Origin of the sequence: Roseococcus suduntuyensis, from assembly GCF_014196305.1 — a bacterium.
In the GTDB taxonomy this organism is placed as follows: Bacteria; Pseudomonadota; Alphaproteobacteria; order Acetobacterales; family Acetobacteraceae; genus Roseococcus; species Roseococcus suduntuyensis.
Map to the genome: position 1 here is coordinate 298,097 of NZ_JACIDJ010000004.1, position 26,537 is coordinate 324,633.

27 protein-coding genes are annotated in these 26,537 nt (G+C 70.0%); 4 read left to right on the forward strand and 23 right to left on the reverse strand.

What is annotated here, in order from left to right; all coding sequences use genetic code 11:
* Positions 1 to 6: 6 nt before the first annotated feature.
* The 9 genes from greA to carA form a co-directional block, all read right to left on the reverse strand.
* A complete protein-coding gene (gene greA / locus GGQ83_RS13570; RefSeq protein ID WP_184384877.1) occupies positions 7 to 480 on the reverse strand; it encodes a transcription elongation factor GreA in 474 nt (157 codons plus the stop codon).
* 105 nt (positions 481 to 585) lie between these two features.
* Complete coding sequence (gene carB, locus GGQ83_RS13575; protein WP_184384879.1) at positions 586 to 3,843, reverse strand: carbamoyl-phosphate synthase large subunit; 3,258 nt, start codon at positions 3,841 to 3,843, stop codon at positions 586 to 588.
* A 2-nt stretch (positions 3,844 to 3,845) separates the two neighbouring features.
* Positions 3,846 to 4,106 carry a hypothetical protein gene (locus GGQ83_RS13580; RefSeq protein ID WP_184384881.1) on the reverse strand — a complete coding sequence of 87 codons (261 nt, stop codon included), beginning with the start codon at positions 4,104 to 4,106 and terminating at the stop codon, positions 3,846 to 3,848.
* Positions 4,103 to 4,372, reverse strand: coding sequence for a hypothetical protein (locus GGQ83_RS13585; protein WP_184384883.1), 270 nt, complete (start codon positions 4,370 to 4,372; stop codon positions 4,103 to 4,105). The genes GGQ83_RS13580 and GGQ83_RS13585 overlap by 4 nt, the downstream gene beginning before the upstream one ends.
* On the reverse strand, positions 4,369 to 4,635 hold the full coding sequence (locus tag GGQ83_RS13590; RefSeq protein WP_184384886.1) for a hypothetical protein: 267 nt from the start codon (positions 4,633 to 4,635) through the stop codon (positions 4,369 to 4,371). Before GGQ83_RS13590 ends, GGQ83_RS13585 begins: the two co-directional genes overlap by 4 nt.
* A complete protein-coding gene (locus GGQ83_RS13595; protein ID WP_184384888.1) occupies positions 4,635 to 5,273 on the reverse strand; it encodes a LysE family translocator in 639 nt (212 codons plus the stop codon). The genes GGQ83_RS13590 and GGQ83_RS13595 overlap by 1 nt, the downstream gene beginning before the upstream one ends.
* 4 nt (positions 5,274 to 5,277) lie before the next feature.
* A complete protein-coding gene (locus GGQ83_RS13600; RefSeq protein WP_184384890.1) occupies positions 5,278 to 5,652 on the reverse strand; it encodes a hypothetical protein in 375 nt (124 codons plus the stop codon).
* Between the two features lie 5 nt (positions 5,653 to 5,657).
* Positions 5,658 to 6,416 (reverse strand): SDR family NAD(P)-dependent oxidoreductase, encoded by a 759-nt coding sequence (locus tag GGQ83_RS13605; RefSeq protein ID WP_184384892.1) that lies wholly within the window; start codon positions 6,414 to 6,416, stop codon positions 5,658 to 5,660.
* Positions 6,417 to 6,438: 22 nt separating this feature from the next.
* Positions 6,439 to 7,812 (reverse strand): glutamine-hydrolyzing carbamoyl-phosphate synthase small subunit, encoded by a 1,374-nt coding sequence (carA, locus tag GGQ83_RS13610; RefSeq protein ID WP_184384894.1) that lies wholly within the window; start codon positions 7,810 to 7,812, stop codon positions 6,439 to 6,441.
* An 85-nt stretch (positions 7,813 to 7,897) separates the two neighbouring features.
* Between carA and GGQ83_RS13615 the strand changes: the two genes are divergently transcribed.
* On the forward strand, positions 7,898 to 8,350 hold the full coding sequence (locus GGQ83_RS13615) for a GatB/YqeY domain-containing protein (protein WP_184384896.1): 453 nt from the start codon (positions 7,898 to 7,900) through the stop codon (positions 8,348 to 8,350).
* Between the two features lie 244 nt (positions 8,351 to 8,594).
* On the opposite strand, the gene GGQ83_RS13620 is transcribed toward GGQ83_RS13615, so the two are convergent.
* Positions 8,595 to 9,473 (reverse strand): methyltransferase domain-containing protein, encoded by an 879-nt coding sequence (locus GGQ83_RS13620; RefSeq protein WP_184384898.1) that lies wholly within the window; start codon positions 9,471 to 9,473, stop codon positions 8,595 to 8,597.
* 67 nt (positions 9,474 to 9,540) lie between these two features.
* On the opposite strand from GGQ83_RS13620, the gene GGQ83_RS13625 reads away from it, so the two are divergent.
* Genes GGQ83_RS13625 through GGQ83_RS13635 form a run of 3 tightly spaced genes read left to right on the forward strand, consistent with a single transcriptional unit; the run spans position 9,541 to position 12,451 of the window.
* Positions 9,541 to 10,155, forward strand: coding sequence for a cysteine dioxygenase family protein (locus GGQ83_RS13625; protein ID WP_184384900.1), 615 nt, complete (start codon positions 9,541 to 9,543; stop codon positions 10,153 to 10,155).
* A gap of 5 nt (positions 10,156 to 10,160) precedes the next feature.
* Entirely contained in the window at positions 10,161 to 11,690 is a 1,530-nt protein-coding gene (locus GGQ83_RS13630; protein ID WP_242535151.1) for a rhodanese-like domain-containing protein, read from the forward strand.
* On the forward strand, positions 11,684 to 12,451 hold the full coding sequence (locus tag GGQ83_RS13635; protein WP_184384904.1) for a ComF family protein: 768 nt from the start codon (positions 11,684 to 11,686) through the stop codon (positions 12,449 to 12,451). Before GGQ83_RS13630 ends, GGQ83_RS13635 begins: the two co-directional genes overlap by 7 nt.
* A 196-nt stretch (positions 12,452 to 12,647) precedes the next feature.
* Here the strand turns inward: GGQ83_RS13635 and GGQ83_RS13640 are convergent, their stop codons facing one another.
* From GGQ83_RS13640 to GGQ83_RS13700, 13 genes are all read right to left on the reverse strand, one after another.
* On the reverse strand, positions 12,648 to 13,043 hold the full coding sequence (locus GGQ83_RS13640) for a carboxymuconolactone decarboxylase family protein (protein WP_184384906.1): 396 nt from the start codon (positions 13,041 to 13,043) through the stop codon (positions 12,648 to 12,650).
* An 89-nt stretch (positions 13,044 to 13,132) separates the two neighbouring features.
* Positions 13,133 to 13,528, reverse strand: coding sequence for a carboxymuconolactone decarboxylase family protein (locus GGQ83_RS13645; protein WP_184384908.1), 396 nt, complete (start codon positions 13,526 to 13,528; stop codon positions 13,133 to 13,135).
* Positions 13,521 to 14,333 carry an RNA methyltransferase gene (locus tag GGQ83_RS13650; protein ID WP_184384910.1) on the reverse strand — a complete coding sequence of 271 codons (813 nt, stop codon included), beginning with the start codon at positions 14,331 to 14,333 and terminating at the stop codon, positions 13,521 to 13,523. The genes GGQ83_RS13645 and GGQ83_RS13650 overlap by 8 nt, the downstream gene beginning before the upstream one ends.
* 4 nt (positions 14,334 to 14,337) lie before the next feature.
* A complete protein-coding gene (cysS, locus tag GGQ83_RS13655) occupies positions 14,338 to 15,750 on the reverse strand; it encodes a cysteine--tRNA ligase (RefSeq protein ID WP_184384912.1) in 1,413 nt (470 codons plus the stop codon).
* Between the two features lie 124 nt (positions 15,751 to 15,874).
* Positions 15,875 to 17,209: a glutamate--tRNA ligase gene (gene gltX, locus GGQ83_RS13660; RefSeq protein WP_184384913.1), complete on the reverse strand. Its 1,335-nt coding sequence runs from the start codon at positions 17,207 to 17,209 to the stop codon at positions 15,875 to 15,877.
* 7 nt (positions 17,210 to 17,216) lie between these two features.
* Positions 17,217 to 17,597 (reverse strand): hypothetical protein, encoded by a 381-nt coding sequence (locus GGQ83_RS13665; protein ID WP_184384915.1) that lies wholly within the window; start codon positions 17,595 to 17,597, stop codon positions 17,217 to 17,219.
* A complete protein-coding gene (locus tag GGQ83_RS13670; RefSeq protein ID WP_184384917.1) occupies positions 17,594 to 19,258 on the reverse strand; it encodes an NAD+ synthase in 1,665 nt (554 codons plus the stop codon). Before GGQ83_RS13670 ends, GGQ83_RS13665 begins: the two co-directional genes overlap by 4 nt.
* A 50-nt stretch (positions 19,259 to 19,308) precedes the next feature.
* Positions 19,309 to 20,439 carry a beta/alpha barrel domain-containing protein gene (locus GGQ83_RS13675; protein ID WP_184384919.1) on the reverse strand — a complete coding sequence of 377 codons (1,131 nt, stop codon included), beginning with the start codon at positions 20,437 to 20,439 and terminating at the stop codon, positions 19,309 to 19,311.
* Between the two features lie 2 nt (positions 20,440 to 20,441).
* A complete protein-coding gene (locus tag GGQ83_RS13680; protein ID WP_184384921.1) occupies positions 20,442 to 21,824 on the reverse strand; it encodes a class II 3-deoxy-7-phosphoheptulonate synthase in 1,383 nt (460 codons plus the stop codon).
* 118 nt (positions 21,825 to 21,942) lie between these two features.
* Positions 21,943 to 23,325 (reverse strand): glutathione-disulfide reductase, encoded by a 1,383-nt coding sequence (gorA, locus tag GGQ83_RS13685; protein ID WP_184384923.1) that lies wholly within the window; start codon positions 23,323 to 23,325, stop codon positions 21,943 to 21,945.
* Between the two features lie 69 nt (positions 23,326 to 23,394).
* The gene (locus tag GGQ83_RS13690; protein WP_184384925.1) at positions 23,395 to 24,720 is read right to left on the reverse strand and encodes a TRAP transporter large permease; all 1,326 of its coding nucleotides are present in this window, start codon (positions 24,718 to 24,720) and stop codon (positions 23,395 to 23,397) included.
* A 15-nt stretch (positions 24,721 to 24,735) separates the two neighbouring features.
* Entirely contained in the window at positions 24,736 to 25,227 is a 492-nt protein-coding gene (locus GGQ83_RS13695; protein ID WP_184384927.1) for a TRAP transporter small permease subunit, read from the reverse strand.
* Positions 25,224 to 26,309 (reverse strand): TRAP transporter substrate-binding protein, encoded by a 1,086-nt coding sequence (locus GGQ83_RS13700; protein WP_184384929.1) that lies wholly within the window; start codon positions 26,307 to 26,309, stop codon positions 25,224 to 25,226. Before GGQ83_RS13700 ends, GGQ83_RS13695 begins: the two co-directional genes overlap by 4 nt.
* Positions 26,310 to 26,537 lie beyond the last annotated feature (228 nt).

The following is a 26,537-nucleotide window of genomic DNA, read 5'->3' on the forward strand; positions in this document are numbered from 1 at the left end:
TCGCCTTCAGCTGTAGGCGACGGCCGTGATCTCCACGGCCCGCGCGCCCCCGGGGGCCGGGACCTCGACGCTATCGCCCACCGTCTTGCCCATCAGCGCCTTGGCGAGCGGGGAGGAGAGCGAGATGGAGCCCGTCTTCATGTCGGCCTCATACTGGCCGACGATGCGGTAGGTGGTCTCCTTCTCCGTCTCCTCGTCCACGATGGTGACTCGGGCGCCGAAGCGCACCTGGTTGCCCGTGATCTTGGAGACGTCGATGACCTCGACCGAGGGGATGATGGATTCGAGTTCGCCGATGCGCCCCTCGATGAAGGACTGGCGTTCCCGCGCGGCGTGGTATTCGGCGTTTTCCGAGAGGTCGCCATGGGCGCGCGCCTCCGCGATCGCGCGGATGATCGCCGGGCGCTCCTCGGATTTCAGATGCCGCAGTTCCTCTTCCAGCTTGGCCAGCCCCTCGGCGGTCATCGGGAACTTCTGCACGGGCAGTCTTCCTTCAAAGATGCCCTTCGCGCCGGTGAAACCCGTTGCACACCGCCGGCGACGAAGGGGGGAGGGGTGGGTGCCTGATCGCCCCCACCCGTGAGGTCAGAATGACGTGGTAGAGTAGGATTGGAGGGGCGCCACATCAAGGCTCTGCGTGCGCAGCGCCGTGATGGCGCCCACCGCCGCGCGGGCACCCGCCATGGTTGTATAGTGCGGCACCCCCTGCGTGAGCGCCGAGCGGCGGATGTCGAAGCTGTCCGACACACTGCGCCCGCCACCGGAGGTGTTGATGACAAGTTGGATCTCGCCCGACTTGATGGCGTCCACGCAATGCGGCCGGCCTTCCAGCACCTTGTTCACCAGCGCGACCTCCAGCCCCGCCTCGCGCAGGCGGGATGCCGTGCCGCGGGTGGCCATGATGCGGAAGCCGAGGTCCGACAGGCGGCGCGCCAGGCCCACCGCGGCCGCCTTGTCGCCCTCGCGCACGCTGATGAAGGCGGTGCCGGATTCCGGAAGCTTCACCCCCGCCCCCATCTGCGACTTGAGGAAGGCGCGTTCGAAGCTGGTGTCGAGGCCCATGACCTCGCCGGTGGACTTCATCTCGGGGCCGAGCAGCACGTCCACGCCCGGGAAACGGTTGAAGGGGAAGACGGCCTCCTTCACCGCGACATGTCCGGAGACGGCGTCATCGTCCAGCTTGAATTCGGACAGCTTGGCACCCGCCATGACCCGCGCGCCGATCTTGGCGACGGCGACGCCCGTGGCCTTGGCCACGAAGGGCACGGTGCGGCTGGCGCGGGGGTTCACCTCCAGCACGTAGATCTCGCCATCCTTCACCGCATACTGCACGTTCATCAGGCCGCGGACCTTGAGCGCGCGGGCCATCGCCTCCGTCTCGGCCTTCAGCTCGGTCACGATGGAGGGCGGCAGCGAATAGGGCGGGAGCGAGCAGGCGCTGTCACCCGAATGGATGCCGGCCTCCTCGATGTGTTCCATCACGCCGGCCACATAGACCTGGCCATCGGCGTCGGCGATGCAGTCCACATCCACCTCGATCGCGTCCTGGAGGTACTGGTCGATCAGGATGGGATTCTCGCCGGAGACGCGCACCGCCTCCACACCGAAGCGGCGAAGCTGTTCCGCGTTGTGGGCGATTTCCATGGCGCGGCCGCCCAGCACGTAGGAGGGGCGGACCACCACGGGGTAGCCGATGCGCGCGGCTTCCGCCTCGGCCTCGTCCAGGTTGCGCGCCGTGCCGTTCTGCGGCTGCTTGAGGCCCAGGCCGCGCAGCAGAAGCTGGAAGCGCTCGCGGTCTTCCGCGATGTCGATGGCCTCGGCACTGGTGCCCAGGATGGGGATGCCGGCCTTGTCCAGCGCCTGGGAGAGCTTCAGCGGCGTCTGCCCGCCATATTGCACGATGCAGCCCATCACCTCGCCGCTCTCCTGCTCGCGGCGGATGAGCGCGATCACGTCCTCGGGCGTCAGCGGTTCGAAATAGAGGCGGTCGGAGGTGTCGTAGTCGGTGCTGACCGTCTCGGGGTTGCAGTTGACCATGATGGTCTCGAAGCCCGCCCCGCCATGCTTGGCGCTGAGCGCGTAGCAGGCATGGACGCAGCAATAGTCGAACTCGATGCCCTGGCCGATGCGGTTCGGCCCGCCACCCAGGATGACCACCTTCTTCGCGTTCGTGGGGCGGGATTCGCAGACCGGGTCGCCGAAGCCGCCCTCATAGGTGGAATACATGTAGGGCGTGTCGGAGGCGAATTCCGCCGCGCAGGTGTCGATGCGCTTGTAGACGGGGCGCACGCCCAGCGCCTCGCGCGCGGCCATCACCGCCTCCTCCTTCTGGCCGGTGATGCGGGCGAGCTGCTTGTCGGAGAAGCCCAGCGCCTTCACCGCGCGCAAGGCTTGCGCGGTGCGGGGGAGGCCCTGCGCGCGGACCACCTTCTCGGCCTCCACGATGCGCGCGATCTCGCGGATGAACCACGGGTCGAACTTGCAGGCGGCGTGGATGGCGTCCACCGACATGCCGGCGCGCAGCGCCTGGGCCACGGTCAGGATGCGGTCCGGCCGGGGGATGGCGAGGCTGGCGTGGAAAGCCTCCGGGCTGCCATCGCCCGGGGGGGCTTCCTCGTCGAGGCCGGAGAGGCCCGTCTCCAGGCTGCGCAGCCCCTTCTGGAGCGCCTCCGCGAAGGAACGGCCGATGGCCATGGCCTCGCCCACGCTCTTCATGCTGGTGGTCAGCGTGGCCGGCGTGCCGGGAAACTTCTCGAAGGTGAAGCGCGGGATCTTTACGACCACATAGTCGATGGTCGGCTCGAAGCTGGCCGGCGTCACCATGGTGATGTCGTTCTTCAGTTCGTCCAGCGTGTAGCCGACGGCGAGCTTGGCCGCGATCTTCGCGATGGGGAAACCGGTCGCCTTGGACGCCAGCGCCGAGGAACGCGACACGCGCGGGTTCATCTCGATGATGACCATGCGGCCATCGGCCGGGTTGATGCCGAACTGCACGTTGGACCCGCCCGTGTCCACGCCGATCTCGCGCAGGCAGGCGATGCTCGCATCGCGCATGCGCTGGTATTCGCGGTCCGTCAGGGTCAGCGCCGGCGCGATGGTCACGCTGTCGCCGGTGTGCACACCCATCGGGTCCAGGTTCTCGATGGAGCAGATGATGATGCAGTTGTCCGCGCGGTCGCGGACCACCTCCATCTCGAACTCCTTCCAGCCGAGCACGCTTTCCTCGACCAGCACCTCGTTCGTCATGGAGGCGTCGAGGCCGGCGGCGATGATCTGCTCGAACTCCTCGCGGTTGTAGGCGATGCCGCCGCCCGTGCCGCCGAGGGTGAAGGAAGGCCGGATCACGCAGGGCAGGCCCACCTCCTCCAGCGCCGCGCGGGCCTCCTCCATCGAGTGCGCGATGGCGCTGCGCGGGCTCTCGATGCCGATCTTGCTCATGGCATCGCGGAACTTCTGGCGGTCCTCGGCCTTGTCGATGACCTCGGCCTTGGCGCCGATCAGCTCGCAGCCGTATTTCGTCAGCACGCCCGCCGCGTCCAGCTTCAGCGCGGTGTTCAGCGCCGTCTGCCCGCCCATGGTGGGCAGCAGCGCGTCGGGGCGTTCCTTCGCGATGATCTTCTCGACCACCTCGGGCGTGATGGGCTCGATGTAGGTCGCGTCCGCCAGCCCCGGGTCGGTCATGATGGTGGCGGGGTTGGAGTTCACCAGGATGACGCGATAGCCCTCGGCGCGCAGCGCCTTGCAGGCCTGGGCGCCCGAATAGTCGAACTCGCAGGCCTGCCCGATCACGATGGGGCCGGCGCCGATGATGAGGATGGATTTGATGTCGGTGCGCTTGGGCATGGTCAGCCGCCTGTGTTGCGCCGCGCGAGGAAGACCAGCAGCGCGGGGGTGAGGATGTGGCCCGGGATCACGAACACCCACCAGGTGACGTGCCAGGGCGCGGGGATGAGCAATGTCAGAAGCAGGTGGAAACCGAGCGAGGCCACGGCCGCCGCCAGGATGCCCGGCGTGCCCGGCCAGCGGCGCGAGGTGACGCGCGAGAGCATGGTCACGACCAGCCCCGTATAGAGCAGCCCCTGCAGGATGATGAGAATCTGGGTCACGCCCGGCCTTCCTTTTCCTGTTTCCAGGCCGACCACAGCAGGGCCGGCAGCAGCAGCAGATGCGGCACGGCCCAGAGTGCCAAGGCGGTGGACACGTGCTCGGGCTCCAGCATCAGCAGGGTCACGCTGTGCACGATGCAGGAGAGGGCGAAGGCGCCGATGGCCGCGCGCATGGGGCGCATCAGCTTCTTCAGCGAATGCGCCATCCAGAACAACACGAGGCCCGAATAGCCCAGCGCCATCAGCCCCAGGAGGAAACCGTTCATCGCGCCACCCTGCCCTTCCACCACAACACGAGCGCCGCGATGCCGTGCGACACGGTCACCAGGATCACCACCGGCCAGGGGTTGCCCGACGGCGCGAAGCCGATGGCGTGCAGCAGCAGCCCCAGCATGAGCATGGAGGTGCCGAAGGCCGCGCTGCGCCGCCGGATGAAGCCGCTCAGCGCCACCACGGTGACGATGGCCACCAGCGTCGTTCCCGCCAGCAGCGCGCCCAGCGCGAAGAGGGTGAGGAGGGTGTCGGCCATCAGCCGCTCCGCCCATCGGTCAGCGCCAGCTTCACCGCGATCAGCGCCAGCGCGCCGCCCAGCAGCCAGCGCTGCACCGCCATCCAGCCCGGATTGCTGCCCAGGAAGCGCGCGGTGGCCGCCGCACCCCGCACCAGCACCGCGTCGAAGGCGGTGCAAAGCCCGATCTGCACCGCGCCGAGGATGGCCGCCTGCACGAAGACATCGCCGCGCGCGGGGTCGAGGAAGGGCGGCAGCACCGCCACATAGAACAACGCCACCTTGGGGTTCAGCGCCGCGGTGGCGAAGCCCACGGCAAACAGGCGCCCATCGGGCTCGGCCGGCAGGGCGCGGGGCGCGAAGAGGGGCTCGCCCCCCGGCCGCACGCATTGCCAGGCCAGCCACATCAGGTAGGCCGCGCCGCCCAGCCGCAGCGCATCCCAGGCATAGGGCACGGCCAGGAGTGCGGCCGTGATGCCCGCCGCCGCGCAGAGCATGATGGCGAGCGAGCCCGCCTGGCAGCCGATCAGCGAGACCATCCCCGCCCGCGTCCCCTGCGCGAGCGAGCGCGACACCAGGTAGAGCATGTTCGGCCCCGGCGTGATGGCGAGCCCGAGCGAGAGGGCGGCGAAGACCAGCAACGTGTCGAGCGATGGCATGGCGTCAGCCCTCCAGCAGCCGGCGCAGCATCGGCTCCACGTCGCGCTTGCCCTGGCCCATGGCGCGTTCGATCTCCACCACGGCGCGCAGCGCGGGCGTCAGGCCACGCTCGCCCAGCTCGATCAACCCCGCGGTGCTGAGGCGTTCCAGCGCCGTCTCGAGCACGTTGCGGCCGAATTGCAGGTTCTGCTCGCGCCGCGGGTGGGGCGAGAGGCGGCTGCGCAGCTTGTCCAGCGCGGCACCGTCAATGGGCGAGACATCCTCGCGCCACAGCTTGTAGCTGGCCAGCAGCAGGAATTGCTCGGTGGACCGCAGGGACAGCACGCGCGGATGCGCGGCCGACAGATCCTCGAAGCGCATCCAGGCGGGCAGATCCATGCGGCTCAGCCCTGGATGGAGTAGCCGCCATCCACCGCGATGGATGTGCCGGTGATGTAGGCGGCGGCGTCGGAGGCGTAGAAGGCGGCGATCCCCTCGAAATCCTCGGGCGTGCCCCAGCGGCCGGCGGGGGCGCGGGCGCGCACGTTGTCGTCCAGGCCGGGAATGTCGCGGCGGGCGCCGCGCGTCAGGTCGGTATCAATCCAGCCCGGCAGCACGCAGTTCACCGTGATGCCGTCCTTGGCCCAGGCCGTGGCGAGGGACTTCGTCAGCTGCACCACCGCGCCCTTGGACGAGGCATAGGCCGCGTGCAGCGGCATGCCGAAGATGGAGAGCATGGAGCCGTTGTTGATCACCCGGCCCACCCCGCCCGCCTTCATGTGCGGGTAGGCGGCCTGGGCGGCGAACATGGCACTGGTCAGGTTGGTGTTCAGCACGGTGTGCCAGTCGGCGAGCGTCACCTGCTCGGGCGGACGGCGGATATTGGTGCCGGCATTGTTCACCAGGATGTCGAGGCGCCCCAGCACCTCCACGCAGCGCGCGACCATGGCCTGGAGCGAGGCCTGGTCGGTCACATCCACCTCCACGCTGGCGGCGGTGGCGCCGAGTTCCTCCAGCGCCGTGACGGCCGCCGCGTTCTTGGCCGCATCGCGCCCGGCCACCATCACGGCCGCGCCATTGCGCGCCAGCCCCCGCGCGAAGCCGAGCCCGATGCCGCCATTGCCCCCGGTGACGAGGGCGACGCGCCCTGACAGGTCGAACATCGCAAACCCCTCCCTTGTTGGTTCAGGCCGCCTTGGCCTCCGCCATCATCGCCACGAAGCGGTGGAAGAGGTAGTGGCTATCGCTCGGGCCGGGGCTGGCCTCGGGGTGGTATTGCACGCTGAAGGCCGGGCGGTCGGTGGCCGCGATGCCCTCGTTGCTGCCGTCGAAGAGGCTGATGTGGGTCACCTTGGCCGTGGCCGGCAGGGTGGAGGCATCCACCGCGAATCCGTGGTTCTGGCTGGTGATCTCGACCTTGCCGGTGGCCAGGTCCTGCACGGGCTGGTTGGCGCCCCGGTGCCCGCGGTCCAGCTTGTAGGTGCGCGCACCCAGGGCGAGCGCCAGCAGCTGGTGGCCCAGGCAGATGCCGAAGGTGGGGATGCGCGCCTCCAGCACCGCCTGGATGGCGGGGACGGCATAGGCGCCGGTCGCCGCCGGGTCGCCGGGGCCGTTGGAGAGGAAGACGCCATCGGGCTTCTCGCGGAGAATATCCTCGGCGGTGGCGGTGGCGGGCAGCACGGTCACGGCGCAGCCGGCATCGGCCAGGCAGCGCAGGATGTTGCGCTTCGCGCCATAATCCAGCGCCACGACGCGGAAGCGCGGGGCCTCCTGCTTGCCGAAGCCCGTGCCCCAGGACCAGCGCGTCTCGTCCCAGGTGTAGGATTGGCGGGCGGTGACGTCCTTCGCGAGGTCCATCCCCTCCAGCCCCGGCCAGGACTTGGCCTGCGCGACCAGGGCCGGGATGTCGAAGCGGCCATCGGCGGGGAAGGCCAGCACGCCATTGGGCGCGCCGCCATCGCGGATGCGGATGGTCAGCGCCCGGGTGTCCACGCCGGCGATGCCGGGGATGTTGTGACGCTTCAGCCAGTCCTGCAGGTGGGCGGTGGCGCGGTAATTGGCGGGCTCGGTCAGGTCCTGCTTCACCACGAGGCCACGGCAGGCGGGGTTGGCGGCCTCCATGTCCTCGGGGTTGGTGCCGACATTGCCGATATGCGGGAAGGTGAAGGCGATGATCTGCGCGGCGTAGGAGGGGTCGGTCAGGGTTTCCTGATAGCCCGTCATGCCGGTGTTGAAGCAGATCTCGGCCACCATGGTGCCATGCGCGCCGAAGCCACGGCCCCAGAAGACGCTGCCATCATCCAGCACCAGCGCGGCGGTGGCACCTTCGGGGGCGGTCTCGGTCATGGGCGTTTCCTTGGTTGGGCGCGGCGTGGAAGAGGGGGCCCCCGGCAGGGCGTCCAGCGGAAGGCCGGTGGCGTGCATCACGGCGGCCCAGTGGCGTGCAGGGATGGCACGGGCCTGGCGCCATTTCCGGATGGCCTCGGTGCCCACCTGACAGGTGGCGGCGGCCGCTTCGGCCCCGCCCATGAGGGCGAGGATGTCTTCCACACTGCGCATGGGCTAGACTATGTGGGAAATCACTTCCCACTTCAAGGCGAGATGCACGCCCTGGGAAAAACCCTCCACGCTTAGGAAGCCCACCATGAGCCTGCGCGACCGATTCACCGCCGAACTCAAGACCTCCATGCTCGCCAAGGACGCGCCGCGCACCGCGGCGCTGCGCATGATCACGGCCAAGCTCAAGGACACGGACATCGCCGCCCGTCCCGGCCCGCCGGTGGATGATGCCGCCATCATCGCCATGCTGCGCGGCATGGCCAAGTCGCGCCGCGAATCCGTGGAACTCTACCGCCAGGGCAACCGGCCCGAACTCGCCGACAAGGAAGAGGCCGAGATCGCCGTCATCGAGGCCTTCCTGCCCCAGCAGATGGACGAGGCCGCCATGCAAGCCGCCGTCCAGGCCGCCGTGGCCGAGACGGGCGCCACCTCCATCAAGGACATGGGCAAGGTCATGGCCGCCCTGAAGGCGAAGCACGCCGCCAGCCTGGACATGGCCAAGGCCGGCCCACTGGTGAAGGCGGCGCTGGGCGGGTAAGGGCGCGTCTGGGCCCGCTGGCAGGGGCTGCCGCCCCCGCCAGACCACCCCCGCCAGGGGCCGTGGGCCCCTGACCCCATGTATGATGGCCATTTGCAGGGAGGGGCGTCACAGGCGCGCCCGTGGTCACGGACGCACCATGCCCCTCCCTGCAAATGGCCATGAGACGGGTTCCGAGGGCCAAGGCCCTCGGCGGGAGGGGTCTGGGGAGGGCAGCGCCCTCCCCAGCGGCACCCAACGCCCCCTACCCCGCCCGGTCGCCTGCCTTGTGTTCCACGGCCCCCAGGGCATCGGCCAGGCGGGTGGTGGCGCTGCCGGGCCGGGCGGGCTTGGGCTGGCTGTCATGCGGCGCCCAGCCGGTCATCACCAGGAGGGGGGCCTCGTGGCGGAGTGGCAGTCCGGCGAAGGCCCGGGGAAACAGGGCGCGCGGTGGGGTGCGTGAATCCCGGGCACGGATGGCGTTGGTTTCGCCCGCCGCACGCAGGTCGGCCACCAGCGCCATCGGCGTGCGCCATTCCAGCGAAAGACGGTCCTGGTCGGCCACCGGCAGGGCGAAGCCCGCGCGTTGCAGCAGCGCGGCGAGGTCCCGCAGTTCCGGGAAGGGCGAGACGCGGGGCGAGATACCGCCGCGGGTTTCGCTCTCGGCGGCGGCCAACGCCTCGCGCAGCGGTTGCAGCGTGCCGAGGCCGGGCAGGCTGGCCAGGAACAGCCCATCCGGGGCGAGCGCCTGGCGCAGCTGGACCAGCGCGCCCGGCAGGTCGTTCACCATGTGCAGGCTGAGGCTGGCCACGATCAGGTCGAAGCTGTGCGGCGCGAAGGGGAGCCATTCCTCGTCGGCGGCCAGCGGCATGCCGCCAGCGCGCGCCGCCATGGGGGCCGCGAGGTCCATGGACACCACGAAGGGAATGCCGCGCGCGGCGAGCCGGGGTGCGACGGCGCCGCGCCCGCCCAGGTCCAGCGCGCGGGTGAAGCGGCGCGTGGTGTCGTCCAGCCGGTCGAGCAGGATCTCGGCGGCGGCGTCGAGGATGGGGGCCACCTCCTGCACGCGCGGGGCCGCGCGGGCGCGGCGGCGGGCCAGGAGGGTGCGGTCGAAGATCTCGGGGGCGGCTTCCACCGAGTTCATGTGCGGCCCGTGGCGCCCCGGCGCAAGCGGGGGTAGCATCAGGGCCGCATCGAGGAGGAACCGGGCAATGAACACCATGGACGTCAAGGCGGCCCGCACCGCCGCCGTCGCCGCCGCCGTCGGCCGCGTGCGCGAGATCGAGAGCCGCATGGGCGTGACCCGCGAGGCGCTGGAAGCCATCAAGGCCGAGCTGCTGCAGCTGGCCGCACAGGAACACCTGTTTCCCTCAAGCGAATTCCCGCCCCCGCCCAATGGCGAGAAGGGCAGCAACCGCTATTTGCTGCGCGAGGAGGACAACAACCGCTTCGCCCTCTACCTGAACGCGCTGAACCCCGGCAATTCCACCAAGCCGCATGACCACACCACCTGGGCCGTGGTCGTCGCCGTGGACGGGCAGGAGCTGAACAAGGTCTATGACCGGATGGATGACGGCACCGACCCCGCGCGCTGCGAGATGCGCGTGCGCGAGGAGATCATGGTGGAACCGGGCCGCGGCATCGCGCTGATGCCGGAGGACATCCACTCCATCCACACCACCGGCGAGCGCCCCACGCGCCACCTGCACATGTATGGCCTGGCGCTGGAGAAGCTGGATGGCCGCCGCGCCTTCGACGACAAGACCGGCGAGGTCAGCTTCTACAACAAGAGCTTCATGAAGCCGACGGCCGGCACCGACCGCTGATGCGCATGCTGGATGCGGCCACGCTGAAGGCGTGGATCGGCGCAGGGCGCGAACTGGCCATCCTCGACGCGCGCGAGGAGGGCGAGTTCGGCCACGGGCACCTGTTCTGGGCCGTCCCCTGCCCGCTCTCCAAGCGGGAATTGCGGGCGCGGGCGCTGCTGCCGCGGCTGGATGCGACGGTGGTCTGCGTGGATGGCGGCGAGGGTTACGCCGAGAAGCTGGCCGCCTTCCTGGAGGGCATCGGCGCCACCGATGTCCATGTGCTGCAAGGCGGCACCCCGGCCTGGGAGGCGGCGGGCTACGTCGTCTTCACCGGCGTGCATGTGCCCTCCAAGGCCTTCGGCGAATGGGTGGAGCACCACTACGGCACCGAGAGCCTGGACGCGGCCGAGTTGGACGCGCTGGTGAAGGCGGGGACGGACCTCGTCATCCTCGACAGCCGGCCGATGGACGAGTTCCACCGCATGTCCATCCCCGGCGGGGTGAACGTGCCGGGGGGCGAGCTGGCCTATCGCATCGCGGATTTGGTGCCGAACGCCGAGACCACCATCGTCGTGAACTGCGCGGGGCGCACCCGCAGCATCATGGGCGCGGAAAGCCTGCGGCAGGCGGGCGTGCCCAACAAGGTCGTGGCCCTGCGGAACGGCACCATGGGGTGGGAGCTGGCGGGGCTGCAGGTGGCGCGCGGACAGAGCGCGAGCTACCCGCCCGGCACGCCCGTCACCGCCGGGCTGGCGCTGGAACGGGCCATGGGTTTCGCCGCCCGCACGGGGGTGCGCGAATGCACCCGCGCCGAGGCCGAGGCGATGCGCGCCGCCCCCTCCCGCACCACCTATGCGCTGGATGTGCGGGCGCTCGACGAATACGCGGCCGGGCATATTCCGGGCTTCCGCCACGCCCCCGGCGGGCAGCTGGTGCAGGCCACCGACCAATGGATCGCGGTGCGCGGCGCGCGCGTCATCCTGGCGGACAATGACACGGTGCGCGCACGGATGAGCGCCGCCTGGCTGCGGCTGATGGGGGGGTGGGAGGTGTTTGTCGTCACCGACCCGCTCTCGGGCCCGCTGGAGACGGGGCCCTGGGTGCCGTCGCTGACGCACACGCCCTCGGCGCCGACCGTGACGCCGGAGGCCCTGGCCGCCGAAACGGGGGTGACGGTGGTGGACCTCGCGCGCTCCATCGATTTCCGGGCGGGGCATATCCCGGGCAGCGTCTGGGCGGTGCGCGGGCGGCTGCCGGAGATCACGGGCCCCGTGGTCATCACCGCGCCGGACCCGCTGCTGGCGCATCTGGCCGCGGCCGAGACGCTGGGGGCGCGGGTGCTGGAAGGCGGCGTGTCGGCCTGGCGCGCGGCCGGCCTGCCCCTCGCCACCGACCGGCAGAACCCGCCGGACGAGGCCTGCGTGGACTGGTACCTCCGCCCCTATGACCGCAACAGCGGCATCGAGGAGGCCATGCACGCCTATCTCTCCTGGGAGGTGGACCTGGTGCATGAGGTGGCGCGGGACGGTGACGCGCCCTTCGGGGCTTGGTAGCGGGGGTCTTCAAGCGTCTGGGCATCGGCGCGCTGGACGCGCTGCTGCCCCCCCATTGCCTGACCTGCGACGCCCCGGTGGGCGAGCAGGGCGGGCTCTGCGCCGACTGCTTCGGCAAGCTGGCCTTCGTCTCGGCGCCGATCTGCGCGCGCTGCGGGGTGCCCTTCCCGCATGAAGGGATGGGCACGCCCATGGGGGATGGCGTCTGGTGCGACGCCTGCGTGGAAGCCCCGCCCGCCTTCACCGCCGCCCGTGCGGCCCTGCGCTATGACGCCGGCGCCAAGGCGCTGATCCTGCCCTTCAAGCACCGCGACGCGGTGGAGATGGCCCGCCCCCTCGCCCGCCACATGGCCCGCGCGGGGCGCGAGCTGCTGGCCGAGGCCGACATGCTGCTGCCCGTGCCGCTGCACCGCTGGCGCCTCTTCGCGCGGCGGCACAACCAGGCGGCGCTGTTGGCGGCGCAATTGTCGCGCATCTCAGGCGTGCCGCACCGGCCCCTGCTGCTGCGAAGGCTGCGGCGCACCCGCCCCCTGGGCGAGATGGGCGCGCGCGACCGCGCCACGGAGCTGGAAGGTGCCTTCGGCCTGGCGCCCGGGGCCGCCCGGGTGCTGGCCGGACGGCGGGTGCTGCTGGTGGATGACGTGCTGACCAGCGGCGCCACCGCCGATGCCTGCGCCCGCGCCCTGCTGGCGGGCGGCGCGGCGCGGGTGGATGTGCTGGCGGCGGCCAGGGTGCCGGACCCGCGGATGGAGGGCGTCTGATCGGCGCCGGCGGCGTGAATCAGCCGCACGGCACTTCGCGTCTGATCGGCGTCGGCGACGTGAATCAGCCGCACGTCACTTCGCGTCTGATCGGCGTCGGCGGATGCCGGCGACGTGAATCAGCCGCGCGGCACTTCGCGTCTGATCGGCGTCGGCGGATGCCGACGACGTGAATCAGCCGCGCGGCAGAGGCCGCCTAGAGTTTTCCCTGTTCCTTCAGCACCGTCTCCGCCATCCGCAGCGCGTCAATGGCGGCGGGAAAGCCGCAATAGGCGACGGCGTGGGTGAAGACCTCGCTGATCTCCTCGGCCGTGCAGCCATTGTTCAGCGCCGCCACCAGATGGATGCGAAGCTCATGCGGGTGATTCAGCGCGCAGAGCATCCCCAGCGTGATCAGGCTGCGCTGCTTGCGGTCCAGATGCGGGCGGGTCCAGAGGGTGGCGTAGGCCATCTCCTCGGACAGCGCGCGGACGGCCTGGTTGAAGGGGGTAGTGCTGGCGTCGCGGGCGTCGGTGTAGGTCGCACCCAGGATTTCGCGCATCTCCTGGCGGCCCCGGGCACGCAGGGCGTCATGGGCTTCCTGTTCGTTCATCGTTGTTCCTCCCGGCTTCGGCCGCACCGGGCCATTTCGCCACGGCTGGACCCAGGGCGCAAATGCGGGGGGGGGGGAAGCGCGACGCGCTACAGCTTCCCCTCTTCCTTCAGCACCGCCTCGGCCATGCGCAGCGCATCAATGGCGGAGGGAAAGCCGCAATAGGCGACGGCGTGGGTGAAGACCTCGCGGATTTCGTCCGCCGTGCAGCCATTGTTCAGCGCGGCGACGAGATGGATGCGCAGCTCCTCCGGATGGTTCAGCGCGCACAGCATGGCCAGCGTGATGAGGCTGCGCTGCTTGCGGTCCAGATGCGGGCGCGTCCAGAGGCTGGCATAGGCCATCTCCTCCACCAGCGCGGCGACGGGCGCGGTGAAGGGCGTGGTCGCGGCGTCATGCGCCTCGGTGAAGGGGGCGCCCAGGATCTCGCGCATCTCCTGCCGGCCGCGGGCACGCAGCGTGGCGTGGGCCTCGTCTTCAGTCATCGTCGGGAGTCCTTGGGGCTTCGGGTTCGGGGCGGCCATGGCGCATGCGGCCGCGCGAGAGCTCGGCCACCACGCCGTGCAGCGTCCGCAGCTCCTGCTCGGTCACTTCGCCACGGGTGAACCAATGGCGCAAATTCCGCACCATGCCGGGGCGCTTCGCTTCGTTGCGGAGGAAGCCGCAGGCATCCAGCTCCGCGACCAGGTGGCCCATGAAGTTTTCCAGCGAGCCGCGGGTGGCGACCTCGGTCTTGTGGGTCTGCAGCCGCACGGGGGGCGTCCCGTCGGCCGCCACCCACCACTCATAGGCCAGCACCATCACGGCCTGGGCGAGGTTCAGCGAGGAGAATTCCGGGTTCAGCGGGTAGCGCACCAGCGTGTCGGCGCGGGCCAGGTCCTCGGCCTCCAGCCCCGCGCGTTCGGGGCCGAAGAGGAGGGCGGTGCGCAGGTTGCGTTCGCGCAGGCTTCGCAGCTCGGTGGCGGCGGCGCGGGCCGTCATCACGGGCATGATGACGTGGCGCGGGCGCGGACAGGTGGCCAGCACGCGGTGGCAATCGGCGATGGCGTCGTCCACCGATGCGTGGACGGTGGCGGCGTCCAGGATGCGGTCGGCGCCCGAGGCCGCGGCCCAGGCGCGTTCCTTGGGCCAGCCCTCGCGCGGCGCCACCAGCCGCAGGTGGAACAGCCCGCCATTGGCCATGGCGCGGGCGGTGGTGCCGATGTTCTCGGGCAGTTGCGGGCGGACGAGGACCACGATGGGCGTCTCGCCCTCGGGCGCGACGAGGGGGGCGGCGCCTTCCTCACGCATTCCGCTACGCCCTCCTCCAGGTCGTGCCGCCGGCGCCATCCTCCAGGATGATGCCCTGGGCCTTGAGGTCGTCGCGAATGCGGTCGGCCTCGGCCCAGTTCTTCGCGGCGCGGGCGGCGAGGCGGGCGGCGATGGCGGCCTCGACCTCGGCATCGCCGCCGCCCTGGCGCCAGGCGGCGGCATCGTGCAGCGGCAGGCCCAGCACCTGCGCGGCGTCCAGGATGGCGGCGCGCGCTTCGCCCGGCGCGGGGTCCCAGGGCGCGGGCGTGCGGGCATGGACGGCGGCGGGCGAACCGCCGACCGACGCCACGTTTTCCAGCGTGCGGAGGTCGCGCAGGCGGGCCAGGGCCAGTGGCGTGTTCAGGTCGTCATGCAGGGGTTCCAGCACCCACTCCACCATGGCGGCGGGTGCCTCGGCCTCGGGCGCGGGGCGGGCCAGCATGGCGTAGAAATCGTCGAGTTCGGCCTTGCACTCGTCCAGCGCGGCGAGGGTGAAATCCAGCGCCGAACGGTAATGGGTGCGCAGCAGCAGCAGACGAAAGGCCTCGCCCGCCCAGGGGCCGCGCGCCAGCACGTCCTGCACCGTCATGAAGTTGCCGAGGCTCTTCGACATCTTCTCGCCGTCCACCAGCAGCATGCCGTTGTGCAGCCAGGTGTGGGCCATGAAGGCGGTGCCGAAGGCGGCGCGGGATTGCGCCACCTCGTTCTCGTGGTGGGGAAACAGCAGGTCATGCCCGCCGCCATGGATGTCGAAGGTCTCGCCCAGGTGCTTCCACGACATGGCGGAGCATTCGATGTGCCAGCCAGGCCGGCCGCGGCCCCAGGGGCTGTCCCAGCCGGGCGTCTCGGCGTCCGACGGCTTCCACAGCACGAAATCGCCGGGGTCGCGCTTGTAGGGGGCGACGTCCACGCGGGCGCCGGCCAGCAGCTCGTCCTGGTTGCGGCCGGAGAGCTTTCCGTAGTCCGCGAAGCTGCCCACGCTGAACAGCACATGGCCTTCCGCCGCATAGGCGTGGCCGCGCGCCACCAGCTTTTCGGTGAGGGCGATCATCTCCGCGATGTGGCCGGTGGCGGTCGGCTCCACATCGGGGGCCAGGCAGTTCAGCGCCGCCATGTCGCGGTGGAAATCGGCGGTGGTGCGGCTGGTGATGGCGCCGATGGGCTGGCCGGTCTCGCGGGCGCGGGCGTTGATCTTGTCGTCCACGTCCGTGATGTTCCGGGCGTAGGTCACGCGCGGGTAGAGGCGCCGCAGCAGCCGCGCCAGCACGTCGAACACCACCACGGGACGCGCGTTCCCCAGATGCGCCAGGTCATAGACGGTGGGGCCGCAGACATAGAGGCGCACATGGCTGGCATCGAGCGGCGTGAAAGCCTCCTCGCGCCGGGTCAGGCTGTTGTGGAAGCGAAGCTGGGGCATCTGGGAACAATCCGTGGGGGCGTGGGGCCGCAGGCGCGCGCCGGGCGGCGCAGCGTTGTCAACAGCAGCGGCAGGTGATGCTCTGGCCCATGCGGGGGGTTATGCGCCCGCACGGGCCCTTGTTTCAAGGCTGAAGCGAGGCCGCCAGCCGCGCCTCGGTCCGCGCGCGGCCGATCAGCGGCAGAAGCTGCTTCATGTCGGGGCCCTGGTCCTCGCCGGTGAGCGCCCGGCGCAGGGGCAGGAACAGCCCCTTGCCCTTGCGGCCGCTGATGGCCTTGAGCGCCTCGGTCCAGGCGGTCCAGGTCGTGTCGTCCCAGGGCTCGGCGGGAAGGTTCTCGCGGGCATGGGCCAGGTATTCGGCCTCGTCCGGCTGCGGGATGGGGGCGATATGGCCCTGCACCACCTCCCACCAGTGCTTGGCCTCGGGCAGCGTGTCGAGATTGCCGCGCACGGCGTCCCAGAAGGCCTGGGTGGCGCCCTCGGGCAGGCGGGGGGCGGCCTCGGCGAAGGGCAGCGCGTGCAGCAGCTTGCGGTTCATCCCCATCATCTGCCGCGGGTCGAAGCGCGGCGAGGAGTGCGAGACGGCACCGAGGTCGAAGCCCGGCAGCAGGTCGCGCGGGGCGCCCGGCGCGGGATCGTTGGAGGTGCCAAGGCCCGCGAGATAGCCCGTGATGGACGCGGCCTCGATCCCGTCGCGGCGCAACTGCCGCAGCGAGAGGGAGCCGATGCGCTTGGACAGCGGCCCGCCATCGGCATCGGTCAGCAGCGGCAGGTGCGCGAAGGCCAGCTTGCGCGGATCACCGCCCAGGGCCGCGAAGAGGTCGAGCTGGATGCCCGTGTTGGTCACATGGTCCTCGCCGCGGATGACATGGGTGATGCCCATGTCCAGGTCGTCCACCACGGAGGTGAAGGTGTAGAGGGGCGAGCCATCGGCGCGCACCAGCACCGGGTCGCTGATGGCGGAGAGCTTCACCGCGCGGCGGCCCAGCACATGGTCCTGCCATTCGACCGTCGTGTTGGACAGCTTGAAGCGCCAATAGGGCACCTTGCCGTTCGCCATGGCGCGGGAGAGCTGGTCCGGCGTCATCTTGAGCGCCGCGCGATCATACAGCGGCGGACGGCCGGCGCGGCGCTGCTGCTCGCGCTTGAAGGCCAGTTCCTCCTCGCTCTCCAGGCAGGGGTAGAGGCGGCCGGAGGCCTTCAGCGCCTCGGCGGCGGCGGCGTAGCGGTCGAGCCGGTCGGACTGGCGCACCAGCTCGTCCCAGTCGAGGCCGAGCCAGCGGAGGTCCTCCTCGATCGCCTCGGCATAGTCCTGGCGGGAGCGCTGGGTGTCGGTGTCGTCCAGGCGCAGCAGCAGGTGGCCGCCGGACTTGCGGGCGAACAGCCAGTTGGCGAGTGCGATGCGCGCATTGCCCACATGGAGATGCCCCGTGGGAGAGGGGGCGAAGCGGAGTTTCATCTGGGATTCAGTCCTCGCCGTCCGCATCTTCGTCGTCGGCGTCGCCGCGCGGGTCGAGCATGCGCCAATTGCGCTCCTCCCGGTCGCGGCAGGGGGTGGCGGTGAAATGGGCGAGTTCGGTGGCACTCTTCCAGGCGCCGTCTTCCACGCCGCCCACCTCGGCATCCTCGCCGAAGGCGAACCAGGCGTCGCGCACCTGCTCGGGCGTCATGCCGCGGCCGCGGCAGATTTCCACGCTGTCGCGGACACGCCGGCGCGCGAAGGCATTGGCGTGGGCGAGCGAGGTGAAGCCGCGCACCACCTCCACCGGCTCCTGGCCATTGGCGCCGGAGAGATCGAGGATGCGGACCTCCAGCCCCTCCGGGGGTGCGAGCAGTTCCTCGCTCATGCGATCAGCCCCGTGAAGCCGTTGGTGATGGGGTAGCGGCGGTCGCGGCCGAAGGCGCGGCGGCCGATCTTCACGCCCGGCGGGGCCTGGCGGCGCTTGTATTCGGCGCGGTCCAGCATGCGCCAGACGCGCAGCACCAGCGCGCGGTCGAAGCCCTTGGCCACCATCTCGTCCACGCCGCGCTCTTCTTCCACCAGGCCCATCAGCAGGGCGTCCAGCACGTCATAGGGGGGCAGGGTGTCCTGGTCCTTCTGGTCGGGCTTGAGCTCGGCGGAGGGCGGCTTGGTGATGACGCGGTCGGGCATCACCGGGCCACGCGGGCCGCGCGCGTCATGCGGCATGTTGTCGTTGCGCCAGCGGCAGACGGCGAAGACGTCGGTCTTGTAGACATCCTTCAGCACGGAATAGCCGCCGCACATGTCGCCATAGATGGTGGCGTAGCCCGTGCTCATCTCGCTCTTGTTGCCGGTGGTCAGCAGCATGTCGCCGAACTTGTTGGACATGGCCATGAGCGTGACGCCGCGGATGCGGGACTGGATGTTTTCCTCGGTGATATCGGGTGGGCGGTTGCCGAAGGCCGGCGCCAGCATGGCGCCGAAGGCTTCCATGGCGGGGCCGATGTTCACGCTCTCATAGCGGATTCCCAGCAGGCGGGCGCATTCCGCCGCGTCCTCCAGGCTTTCGGCGCTGGTGTAGGGCGAGGGCAGCATCACCGCGCGCACCCGGTCGGGCCCCAGCGCATCGGCGGCGACGGCGGCGGAGAGCGCGCTGTCTATCCCGCCCGAAAGCCCCAGCACGATGCCGGGGAAGCCGTTCTTCTCGACATAGTCGCGCAGGCCCAGCGTCATGGCCGCGTAGATCTGCGCCTCATGGCCGAGCGGCCTAGCCAGTTCCTGGGGGGTGCAGCGCCACCCCTCCCCGTCCCGCACCCAGTCGGTGATGGCGAGCATCTCGGTGAAGGAGGGCAGGCGCACGGCCAGCTTGCGGTCGGCGTTCAGCACGAAGCTGGCACCGTCGAACACCAGTTCGTCCTGCCCGCAATTCTGGTTGAGGAAGACGAAGGGCAGCCCCGTCTCCACCACCCGCGACACGGCGAGGTCAATCCGCGCCTCGCTCTTGTCCACCTCGAAGGGCGAGCCGTTGATGGCCAGCAGGAGTTCCGCGCCGGATTCGACCAGGGTTTCGGAGACGGCGGGGAACCACCAATCCTCGCAGATCATCAGCCCGATGCGGGTGCCGCGGAACACCACGGGGCCAGGTGCCGGGCCGGCGTCGAAGACGCGCTTGTCGTCGAAGACGCCGTAGTTGGGCAATTCATGCTTGGCGCGGCGGGCCACGATCTTGCCGCCATCCAGCAGGAAGGCGGCGTTGTAGAGCTTTCCCGAGTCCTTCCAGGGGCCGCCCAGGATCACGCCCGGGCCCCCATCGGCGGTCTCCGCCGCCAGGGCCTCGATCTCCGCCACGCACATGTCGTAAAAGGCGGGCTTCAGCACCAGGTCCTCGGGCGGGTAGCCCGCGATGCTGAATTCGGGCGTCACCAGCAAATCGGCGCCCCCTGCGGCCGCCTCGGCGCGCAGCGCGCGGATCTTGGCGGCGTTGGACCGCAGCGCACCCTCATGGGGGTTCATCTGCGCGAGGGCGATGCGGAGGCGCTGTGTCATATCCTGGAAGTAGGCAGGGGGCGGGGCGCGGTCAATTCAGCCCCCCCGCTTTACTGGCCACGCCTTTGCCCGTTCTTCCGCAGCAGGAATTCGCGGCCCAGCTTCACCCGCGGCACGCCGTCATATTCCACGATATCGGCGGTGGCGTAGGTCTCGTTCCACAGGTTCGGGATGAAGCTGCCCGTGCCCACCACATCCACCGGCGCCCGCGCCTCGGCCATCACGCGGCACTTGCCCACGTTGAAGCCGGAGGAAGCCACGATACGGACACGCGGATAGCCCGCCTCGTCCAGCACCTCGCGCATGCGCCAGATGGCGGCGGCCGAGACGCCGGTGCCCACCAGATCCCGCCGCTCGCCCTCGTTGCGATAGCGGCGGATGGCGGCCGGCGCGTGGCGTTCCAGCACGGCATAGCTCTCGGCGGGGTCCATCCCCTCCATGAAGCGGCCGCCATGCGTGTCGAGCCGCACGGCGAGCCGCCCCTCGGCCGCGAGGTCGGGGAAGCGGGCGCAGACGGCCAGGCTGTCGGTCAGCTCCTGGCCGAAATAATCCACCAGGACGGTCAGGTCGTCGTTCGGGAAGGTTTCGCGGAACATCTCGGCGGCGCGGACGGTGCTGCCGGCATAGCCGATGAGGGCGTGCGGCATGGTGCCCCGGCCCGACTTCGCGCCGAACCAATGGGCCGTGCTGTCATTGGCGTTGCCGATGAAGCCCTTGGCCCCTTCCCGCTTCGCGGCCTCGCTGCCCACGCTGGCGGCATAGGCCATCATCTGCTGCATCTCGTCGCCGGCGCAGTGGCGCGCCTCCATGGCGAGGAAGCTGGTGCCGGGCATCTCCAGGCACATCTCATAGGCGTTGTGCGCGGCGACGCAGACGGGGCCGAGCTTCTGGAGGTAGAGCGTCTCCAGATCCGCCAGCGCCACGAAGGAGCCGGTGAGGTAGAACAGCGGGTCGCCCGCGCCCACCCAGGCCCCTTCCGGGTATTTCAGGTCAATGTCGAAGGGGCTGCCGCGCAGGCGCGAGGTGGCCTCGATGAAATCGAGCGCCAGGCGCGGGGCCGAGACGACGGGCCGCCGCATGAACACGGCGTAGGTGACGCGCGCATCGCCGAATTTCTCGACGATGCGGCGGGTGCGGTTGAAGTAGCTGTCCGTCCGCCCCGCGATCTCGGCCTCGTCCATGCCTATTGCGCGGCCCGGGCGGGGATGCGCTCGGGGCGGGCGCGGTGGGCCTTCAGCTCCTCGGCGATGAGGAAGGCCAGTTCCAGCGACTGCTCGGCGTTCAGGCGCGGGTCGCAGAAGGTGGCGTAGTTGGCCGAGAGGTCGGCCGCCGTCAGCTTCTGCGCGCCGCCCACGCATTCGGTCACGTCGCGGCCCGTCATCTCCACATGCACGCCGCCGGCATGGGCGCCTTCGGCCGCCATCACGTCGAAGAAGCGGCGCACCTCGTCCAGGATCGCGTCGAAGCTGCGGGTCTTGTAGCCGTTCTGGGTGGTGGTGTTGCCGTGCATGGGGTCGCACAGCCAGACCACCTGGCGCCCGGCCTCGCGCACCGCGCGCACCAGCGGCGCCAGCTTCGTCTCGACCTTGTCGGCCCCCATGCGGGAGATGAGGGTGAGGCGCCCCGCCTCGTTGCGCGGGTTCAGGATTTCGGTGAGGCGCACCAGCTCGGACGCCTCCATGGACGGGCCCACCTTCATGCCGATGGGGTTGGCCACGCCGCGCAGGAATTCCACATGCGCGCCGTCCGGCTGGCGCGTGCGGTCGCCGATCCAGAGGAAATGCGCGCTGCAGGCATAGGTGCGGTGGTGGGTGCTGCTCTGGCGGGTCAGCGCCTCCTCATAGGGCAGCAGCAGGCTTTCATGGCTGGTGTAGAAGGCCGTCTCGCGGATTTGCGGCGCGTTGTCGCTGTTCATGCCGCAGGCGGCCATGAAGCGCAGCGTCTCATCAATCCGGTTGGACAGGCCCTCATACTGGTCGGCCAGCGGGGAGCGCGCCACGAAATCAAGGTTCCAGCGATGGACCTGGTGCAGATCCGCGAAGCCGCCGGTCGCGAAGGCGCGCAGCAGGTTCAGCGTGCCGGCCGATTGCAGGTAGGCGAATTCCATCCGCGCCGGGTCGGGCACCCGGGCCTCGGGCGTGAAGGCGGCGCCGTTGATGATGTCGCCGCGGTAGGAGGGCAGCGTCACCCCCTCCAGCGTCTCGACATCGCTGCTGCGCGGCTTGGCGAACTGGCCCGCCATGCGGCCCAGCTTCACCACCGGCATGCCGGCGCCGAAGGTCAGCACCACGGCCATCTGCAGCAGCACCTTGAAGCTGTCGCGGATGGCATCGGCATGGAAATCCGCGAAGCTTTCGGCGCAATCCCCCCCCTGGAGGACGAAGGCCTGGCCTTGGGCAGCTTCGGCGAGCGCGGCCTTGAGTCGCTCGCACTCGCCTGCAAAAACCAGCGGCGGAAAGGTCTTGACCTTGGCTTCCATGGCGGCGAGGGCCGCCGTGTCGGGATAGTCCGGCACTTGCCGGATGGGCATCTGCCGCCAGGAATCGGGGCGCCATTCACGCGCCATGGCCGTCACTCCAGTAGAGAAAGGTCCGTGACACTAGGGCAGGCCCGGCCGCATGGCTACCTGTCGTGCCGAGAGGGCGATTCACCGCTCCGGCGATGCCGCCTCCGCGGATCGCACTCTATTCCGCCGCGTCGGCCGTGACCCCCGCGACACGCGTGCGGGTCCTGAGCGTCACGAATTCCTCGGCCGCCGTGGGGTGGATGCCGATGGTCCGGTCGAAATCCGCCTTGGTGGCGCCCATGCGGACGGCGATGCCGATGCCCTGCATGATTTCGGCCGCGTCCTCGCCCACCATGTGCGCGCCCAGGATGCGCTGGCTCTCCTGGCAGACGACGAGCTTCATCATCACCCGCATGCCCTCGCGCTTCGTGATGGTGTGGCGCATGGGGGTGAAGCGGGTGAGGTAGATGTCCACGGGGCCACGCCGGGCCGCCTCCTCCTCGCCCAGCCCCACCGTGCCCACGGGCGGCGAGGTGAAGATGGCCGTCGGCACGTTCTCGTAGCTGGCCCGGCGGGGGTTGCCGCCGTAGAGGGTGTCGGCCAGGGCATGGCCCACGGCGGTCGCCATGGGGGTGAGGTTCAGCCGGTCCGTCACATCGCCGATGGCGAAGATGTGCGGGATATTGGTCGCGTGGTCGTCATCCACCGGGATGGCGCCGCCTTCCGCCACCTTCACCCCGGCGCGCTCCAGCCCCAGCCCCTCGGTGTTGGGCACGCGCCCGGTGCAGAAGAAGACCGCGTCCACGTCGCGCATGCCGTTGTTGGAGAGGCTGAGCAGGATGCGGCCGTCATCGAGGCGCGACAGGCGGGTCGCGTTCACGCCGCCCTCCATGCGGATGCCCTGGGCCGTCATGGCCTCGGTCAGGCAGAGGCGCACGTCGTTGTCGAAGCCGCGCAGCACCTGGGGGGAGCGGTGGAAGACCTCCACCTCCGCGCCCAGGCCGTGCAGGAGGCCCGCGAATTCCAGCGCGATGTAGCCCGCGCCCAGGATGGCGACCTTCTTCGGCAGGGCGGGCAGCGTGAACAGGTCATCGCTGATGAGGCCCAGTTCCGCCCCCGGAATGTCGAGCCGCGTGGCGCGGCCGCCGGTCGCGACCACGATCCGTTCGGCGGTGATGCGCTGGTCGCCCACGCGGAGGGTGTGCGCGTCCTCGAAGGTGGCCCGCGCGTCGAAGCTGGTCACCCCCGCCCCTTGCAGCAGGCGGCCATAGATGGCCGAGAGGCGCGTCACCTCCGCATCCCGCGCGGCGGCGAGCTTGGCCCAGTCATGCGCGCCCTTCCGGATGTCCCAGCCGAAGGCAGCCGCGTCCTCGGCCCAATGCCCGTATTCGGCGGCCTGGACCATCAGCTTCTTGGGCACGCAGCCGACATTCACGCAGGTGCCGCCCCAGAAGCGTTCCTCGGCCACCGCCACCCGGGCGCCATGGCCCGCCGCGATGCGCGCCATCCGCACCCCGCCCGAGCCGCCGCCAATGACGAAGAGGTCGAAATCATAGGACATGGGCGGGGTTCCTGGGCCGTTGCGAGACCCCGCCCATGTAGGCGCTCCGTCCCGGCAATGAAACCGGGGCTACCAGCCGATGGCGCGCGGCAGCCAGGTGGCGAGCGCGGGAAAGGCGAAGACCGCCCCCACCGCCAGGAGCTGCAGGGCCACGAAGGGCAGCACGCCGCGGTAGATCTCGCCCGTGGTGATCTCGGGGGGCGCCGCGCCGCGCAGAAAGAACAGCGCCCAGCCGAAGGGCGGCGTGAGGAAGGAGGTCTGGAGCATCACGGCGATCAGCGCCGCCAGCCACACCGGGTCCACGCCCGAACTCGCGAAGATGGGCAGGAAGAGGGGGACCGCGATGTAGGAAATCTCGATCCATTCCAGGAAGAAGCCCAGCACGAAGATCAGCAGCAGCATGAACAGGATGTCGCTGTTCACGCCGCCGGGGAGGAAGGCGAAGAGGTCCTCCACCAGCTGCTCGCCGCGCAGGCCGCGGAAGGCCAGGGCAAAGACCTGCGCGCAGATGAGGACGAACATCATCATGGCCGTGATACGGGCGGCGGCGGCGGCACTTTCCCACAAAAGGGTGGCGTTGAAGCGGCGACCCAGGGCGGTGACCAGCACGGCGCCCAAGGCACCCATGGCCGCCGCCTCGGTGGGGGCGGCGACACCGCCGATGATGGAGCCCAGCACCGCCACGATGAGGCCCACCGGCGGCAGCACCACGCGCAGCAGGCGCAGCAACAGTTGCCGCGTGTCGATGAGCGCGCGTTCCTCGGCGGGCACGGGGGGGGCCATGTCGGGCCGCACCATGCCCAGGATGATGACATAGGCGGCGAACATGCCGGCCAGCAGCAGGCCCGGAAACACCGCGGCGGCGAACAGCGTGCCGACCGAGAGGTTCATGATGTCCGCCATCAGGATGAGAATGAGCGAGGGCGGGATGATCTGCCCCAGCGTCCCCGAGGCGCAGATGACGCCGCAGGCCAGCCCCCGGTCATAGCCGCGGGACATCATCGCCGGCAGGGCCAGCAAGGCGAGCGTCACCACCGTCGCACCCACGATGCCCGTGGTCGCCCCCATCAGCACGCCCACGAAGACGACGCCGAGTGCCAACCCGCCGCGCAGGTTGCCGGCGAGCCGCCCCACCACGGCCATCAGGTCTTCCGCCAGGCGGGACTTCTCCAGCATCACCCCCATGAAGACGAAGAGGGGAATGGCCAGCAGGGTGTAGTTCGTCACCACGCCGTAGATGCGGGCCGGCAGCAGGTTGAACAGCATGGGCCCGAAGCCCAGCCAGCCAAAGACGAAGCCCGAGATGGCGAGCGTCAGCGCCACCGGCACCCCCACGAGCAGCAGCGCGAAGAAGGCGAGCAGCATCGCGATGGCGTAGATTTCCTGGATCGGCATGGGGAGTTTCCGGTGTCAGCGCCGCAATTGCGGCGCGAGGCGGAGAAGAAGCGCGGTGAATTGCAGCGCCAGCAGCGCGAAACCCAAAGGGATAAAGCCCTTCAGGATGTAGCGCGCGTCAATCCCGCCCGGATTGGCCGAGCCCTCGCCCTGCATCCAGGACTGCATGACATAGCGCCAGGACAGCCAGATGACGGCAAGGCTCACCAGCAGCCCGGCGAGGCAGGAGAGGAACTCCACGCGGCGTTGCCACAGCTCGCTCATGCGCGCGTAGAAGACGTCCACCCGCACATGCTCGCCATGCTTCAACGCCCAGGCGGCCCCCAGCAGCGCGATGGGCGACATCAGGTGCCATTCCAGCTCCTGCGCCCAGACGCTGCCGGCGGAGAAGCCGTAGCGCAGCAGCACATTGCCCGCCATGACGAGAACCAGGCCGATGAGCGCCACGGCGGAGAGGCGGCCGAGCCCCTCCACCAAGGCCTCCAGCGTGTCGGCGGCGCGGCTCATGCCTCTCGGATCTTGTTGTGGTAGGGCACCTCGGAATAGCGCGACCAGGCGTCGAAGCGCGCCTTGTAGGCCATGTAGCTCTCGTGCACGCGGCGGGTGACAGGGTCGCGCGCCACGGCGGCATCGAGCACCTTGGTGTTCTCCTCGCGCAGGCGGGCGACCACGGCGTCCGGAAGTTCCTTGGCCTCCACACCGTGGTTGCGGATCAGGTCCTCCATCGCGTCGGCGTTGTTCTTCTGGCACCAGGCCTCGGAGATCACGTTGCAGGCGGCGACGGCGTTTTCCACGATGGCCTTCAGGTCATTGGGCAGGCGCGCCCAGGCGGCCTTGTTGATGGTGAGTTCGGAGGCCGTGGCCGTCTCGTGCCAGCCGGTGGTGTAGTAGTGCTTGGCGACGCGGTGCAGGCCGAGCTGGCGGTCGAGGTAGGGGCCCACGAATTCGGCGGCATCAATCACGCCGCGCTCCAGCGCGGGGAAGAGCTCACCCGGCGGCAGCAGGCGCACATCCACGCCCAGCGCCTGGTAGACGCGGCCCGCCAGGCCCGGGATGCGCATCTTGAGGCCGCGCAGGTCCTCCACGCTGTTGATCGGGCGGCGGAACCAGCCCGTCATCTGCACGCCGGTGTTGCCGCAAAGGAAGGGCACCAGGTTGAAGCGGTCATACACCTCGCGCCACAGGTCGAGGCCGCCGCCATCATACATCCAGCCGTTCAGCCCCTGGAAGTTCAGGCCGAAGGGCACGGCGGTGAAGTATTGCGCGGCGAAGGTCTTGCCCGTCCAGAAATAGGCGTTGGCGTAGTTCATCTCGACGATGCCGGCGCTGACGGCGTCGAAGCCCTCGGCGGCCGGGATCAGTTCGCCCGCGCCGAAGAACTGGATGCGGATGCGGTTGTTGGACATGCGCTGGATGCGGTCGATCAGGTCGCGCGCGCTGCCCGGGCCGGTCGAGTAGAAGGCCGCCTGGGGGCCGTAGAAGCTGGTCATGCGCCAGTTGAAGGTCGTCTGCGCGGTGACGACGGCGGGGGTGGCGAGGCTGCCCGCGATGCCGCCCGCGGCGGCGCCCAACATCATGCGACGGTTCATGTGCTCTCTCCGGCCGGGACAGGATGTCCGTTCCGGGAGACCAATTGTTGATACGCGCCCCGCCGCCAAGGGTGAATTGCGGGCAATCCAGCAGGTTTTGCGCAGCCCCCTGCCCTGTTCCGTGGCGTTCTGCCTATTCCACCGTCACGCTCTTGGCCAGGTTGCGCGGCTGGTCCACATCCGTGCCCTTCAGCACCGCCACGTGATAGGCCAGCAGCTGCACCGGGA

Bases quoted from the DNA above. Each gene is read 5' to 3' on its own strand.
- GGQ83_RS13595 (WP_184384888.1), bottom strand. From the start codon at position 5,273: ATGCCATCGCTCGACACGTTGCTGGTCTTCGCCGCCCTCTCGCTCGGG.
- GGQ83_RS13630 (WP_242535151.1), top strand. From the start codon at position 10,161: ATGCTGGATGCGGCCACGCTGAAGGCGTGGATCGGCGCAGGGCGCGAA.
- GGQ83_RS13640 (WP_184384906.1), bottom strand. From the start codon at position 13,043: ATGAACGAACAGGAAGCCCATGACGCCCTGCGTGCCCGGGGCCGCCAG.
- GGQ83_RS13645 (WP_184384908.1), bottom strand. From the start codon at position 13,528: ATGACTGAAGACGAGGCCCACGCCACGCTGCGTGCCCGCGGCCGGCAG.
- GGQ83_RS13665 (WP_184384915.1), bottom strand. From the start codon at position 17,597: ATGAGCGAGGAACTGCTCGCACCCCCGGAGGGGCTGGAGGTCCGCATC.
- cysS (WP_184384912.1), bottom strand. From the start codon at position 15,750: ATGCCCCAGCTTCGCTTCCACAACAGCCTGACCCGGCGCGAGGAGGCT.
- GGQ83_RS13695 (WP_184384927.1), bottom strand. From the start codon at position 25,227: ATGAGCCGCGCCGCCGACACGCTGGAGGCCTTGGTGGAGGGGCTCGGC.
- GGQ83_RS13625 (WP_184384900.1), top strand. From the start codon at position 9,541: ATGAACACCATGGACGTCAAGGCGGCCCGCACCGCCGCCGTCGCCGCC.
- GGQ83_RS13620 (WP_184384898.1), bottom strand. From the start codon at position 9,473: ATGAACTCGGTGGAAGCCGCCCCCGAGATCTTCGACCGCACCCTCCTG.
- GGQ83_RS13675 (WP_184384919.1), bottom strand. From the start codon at position 20,439: ATGGACGAGGCCGAGATCGCGGGGCGGACGGACAGCTACTTCAACCGC.
- GGQ83_RS13600 (WP_184384890.1), bottom strand. From the start codon at position 5,652: ATGGATCTGCCCGCCTGGATGCGCTTCGAGGATCTGTCGGCCGCGCAT.
- GGQ83_RS13690 (WP_184384925.1), bottom strand. From the start codon at position 24,720: ATGCCGATCCAGGAAATCTACGCCATCGCGATGCTGCTCGCCTTCTTC.
- carB (WP_184384879.1), bottom strand. From the start codon at position 3,843: ATGCCCAAGCGCACCGACATCAAATCCATCCTCATCATCGGCGCCGGC.
- GGQ83_RS13590 (WP_184384886.1), bottom strand. From the start codon at position 4,635: ATGGCCGACACCCTCCTCACCCTCTTCGCGCTGGGCGCGCTGCTGGCG.
- GGQ83_RS13650 (WP_184384910.1), bottom strand. From the start codon at position 14,333: ATGCGTGAGGAAGGCGCCGCCCCCCTCGTCGCGCCCGAGGGCGAGACG.
- GGQ83_RS13615 (WP_184384896.1), top strand. From the start codon at position 7,898: ATGAGCCTGCGCGACCGATTCACCGCCGAACTCAAGACCTCCATGCTC.
- GGQ83_RS13700 (WP_184384929.1), bottom strand. From the start codon at position 26,309: ATGAACCGTCGCATGATGTTGGGCGCCGCCGCGGGCGGCATCGCGGGC.
- gorA (WP_184384923.1), bottom strand. From the start codon at position 23,325: ATGTCCTATGATTTCGACCTCTTCGTCATTGGCGGCGGCTCGGGCGGG.
- gltX (WP_184384913.1), bottom strand. From the start codon at position 17,209: ATGAAACTCCGCTTCGCCCCCTCTCCCACGGGGCATCTCCATGTGGGC.
- GGQ83_RS13680 (WP_184384921.1), bottom strand. From the start codon at position 21,824: ATGGCGCGTGAATGGCGCCCCGATTCCTGGCGGCAGATGCCCATCCGG.
- carA (WP_184384894.1), bottom strand. From the start codon at position 7,812: ATGCGCAGTGTGGAAGACATCCTCGCCCTCATGGGCGGGGCCGAAGCG.
- GGQ83_RS13585 (WP_184384883.1), bottom strand. From the start codon at position 4,372: ATGAACGGTTTCCTCCTGGGGCTGATGGCGCTGGGCTATTCGGGCCTC.
- GGQ83_RS13670 (WP_184384917.1), bottom strand. From the start codon at position 19,258: ATGACACAGCGCCTCCGCATCGCCCTCGCGCAGATGAACCCCCATGAG.
- GGQ83_RS13605 (WP_184384892.1), bottom strand. From the start codon at position 6,416: ATGTTCGACCTGTCAGGGCGCGTCGCCCTCGTCACCGGGGGCAATGGC.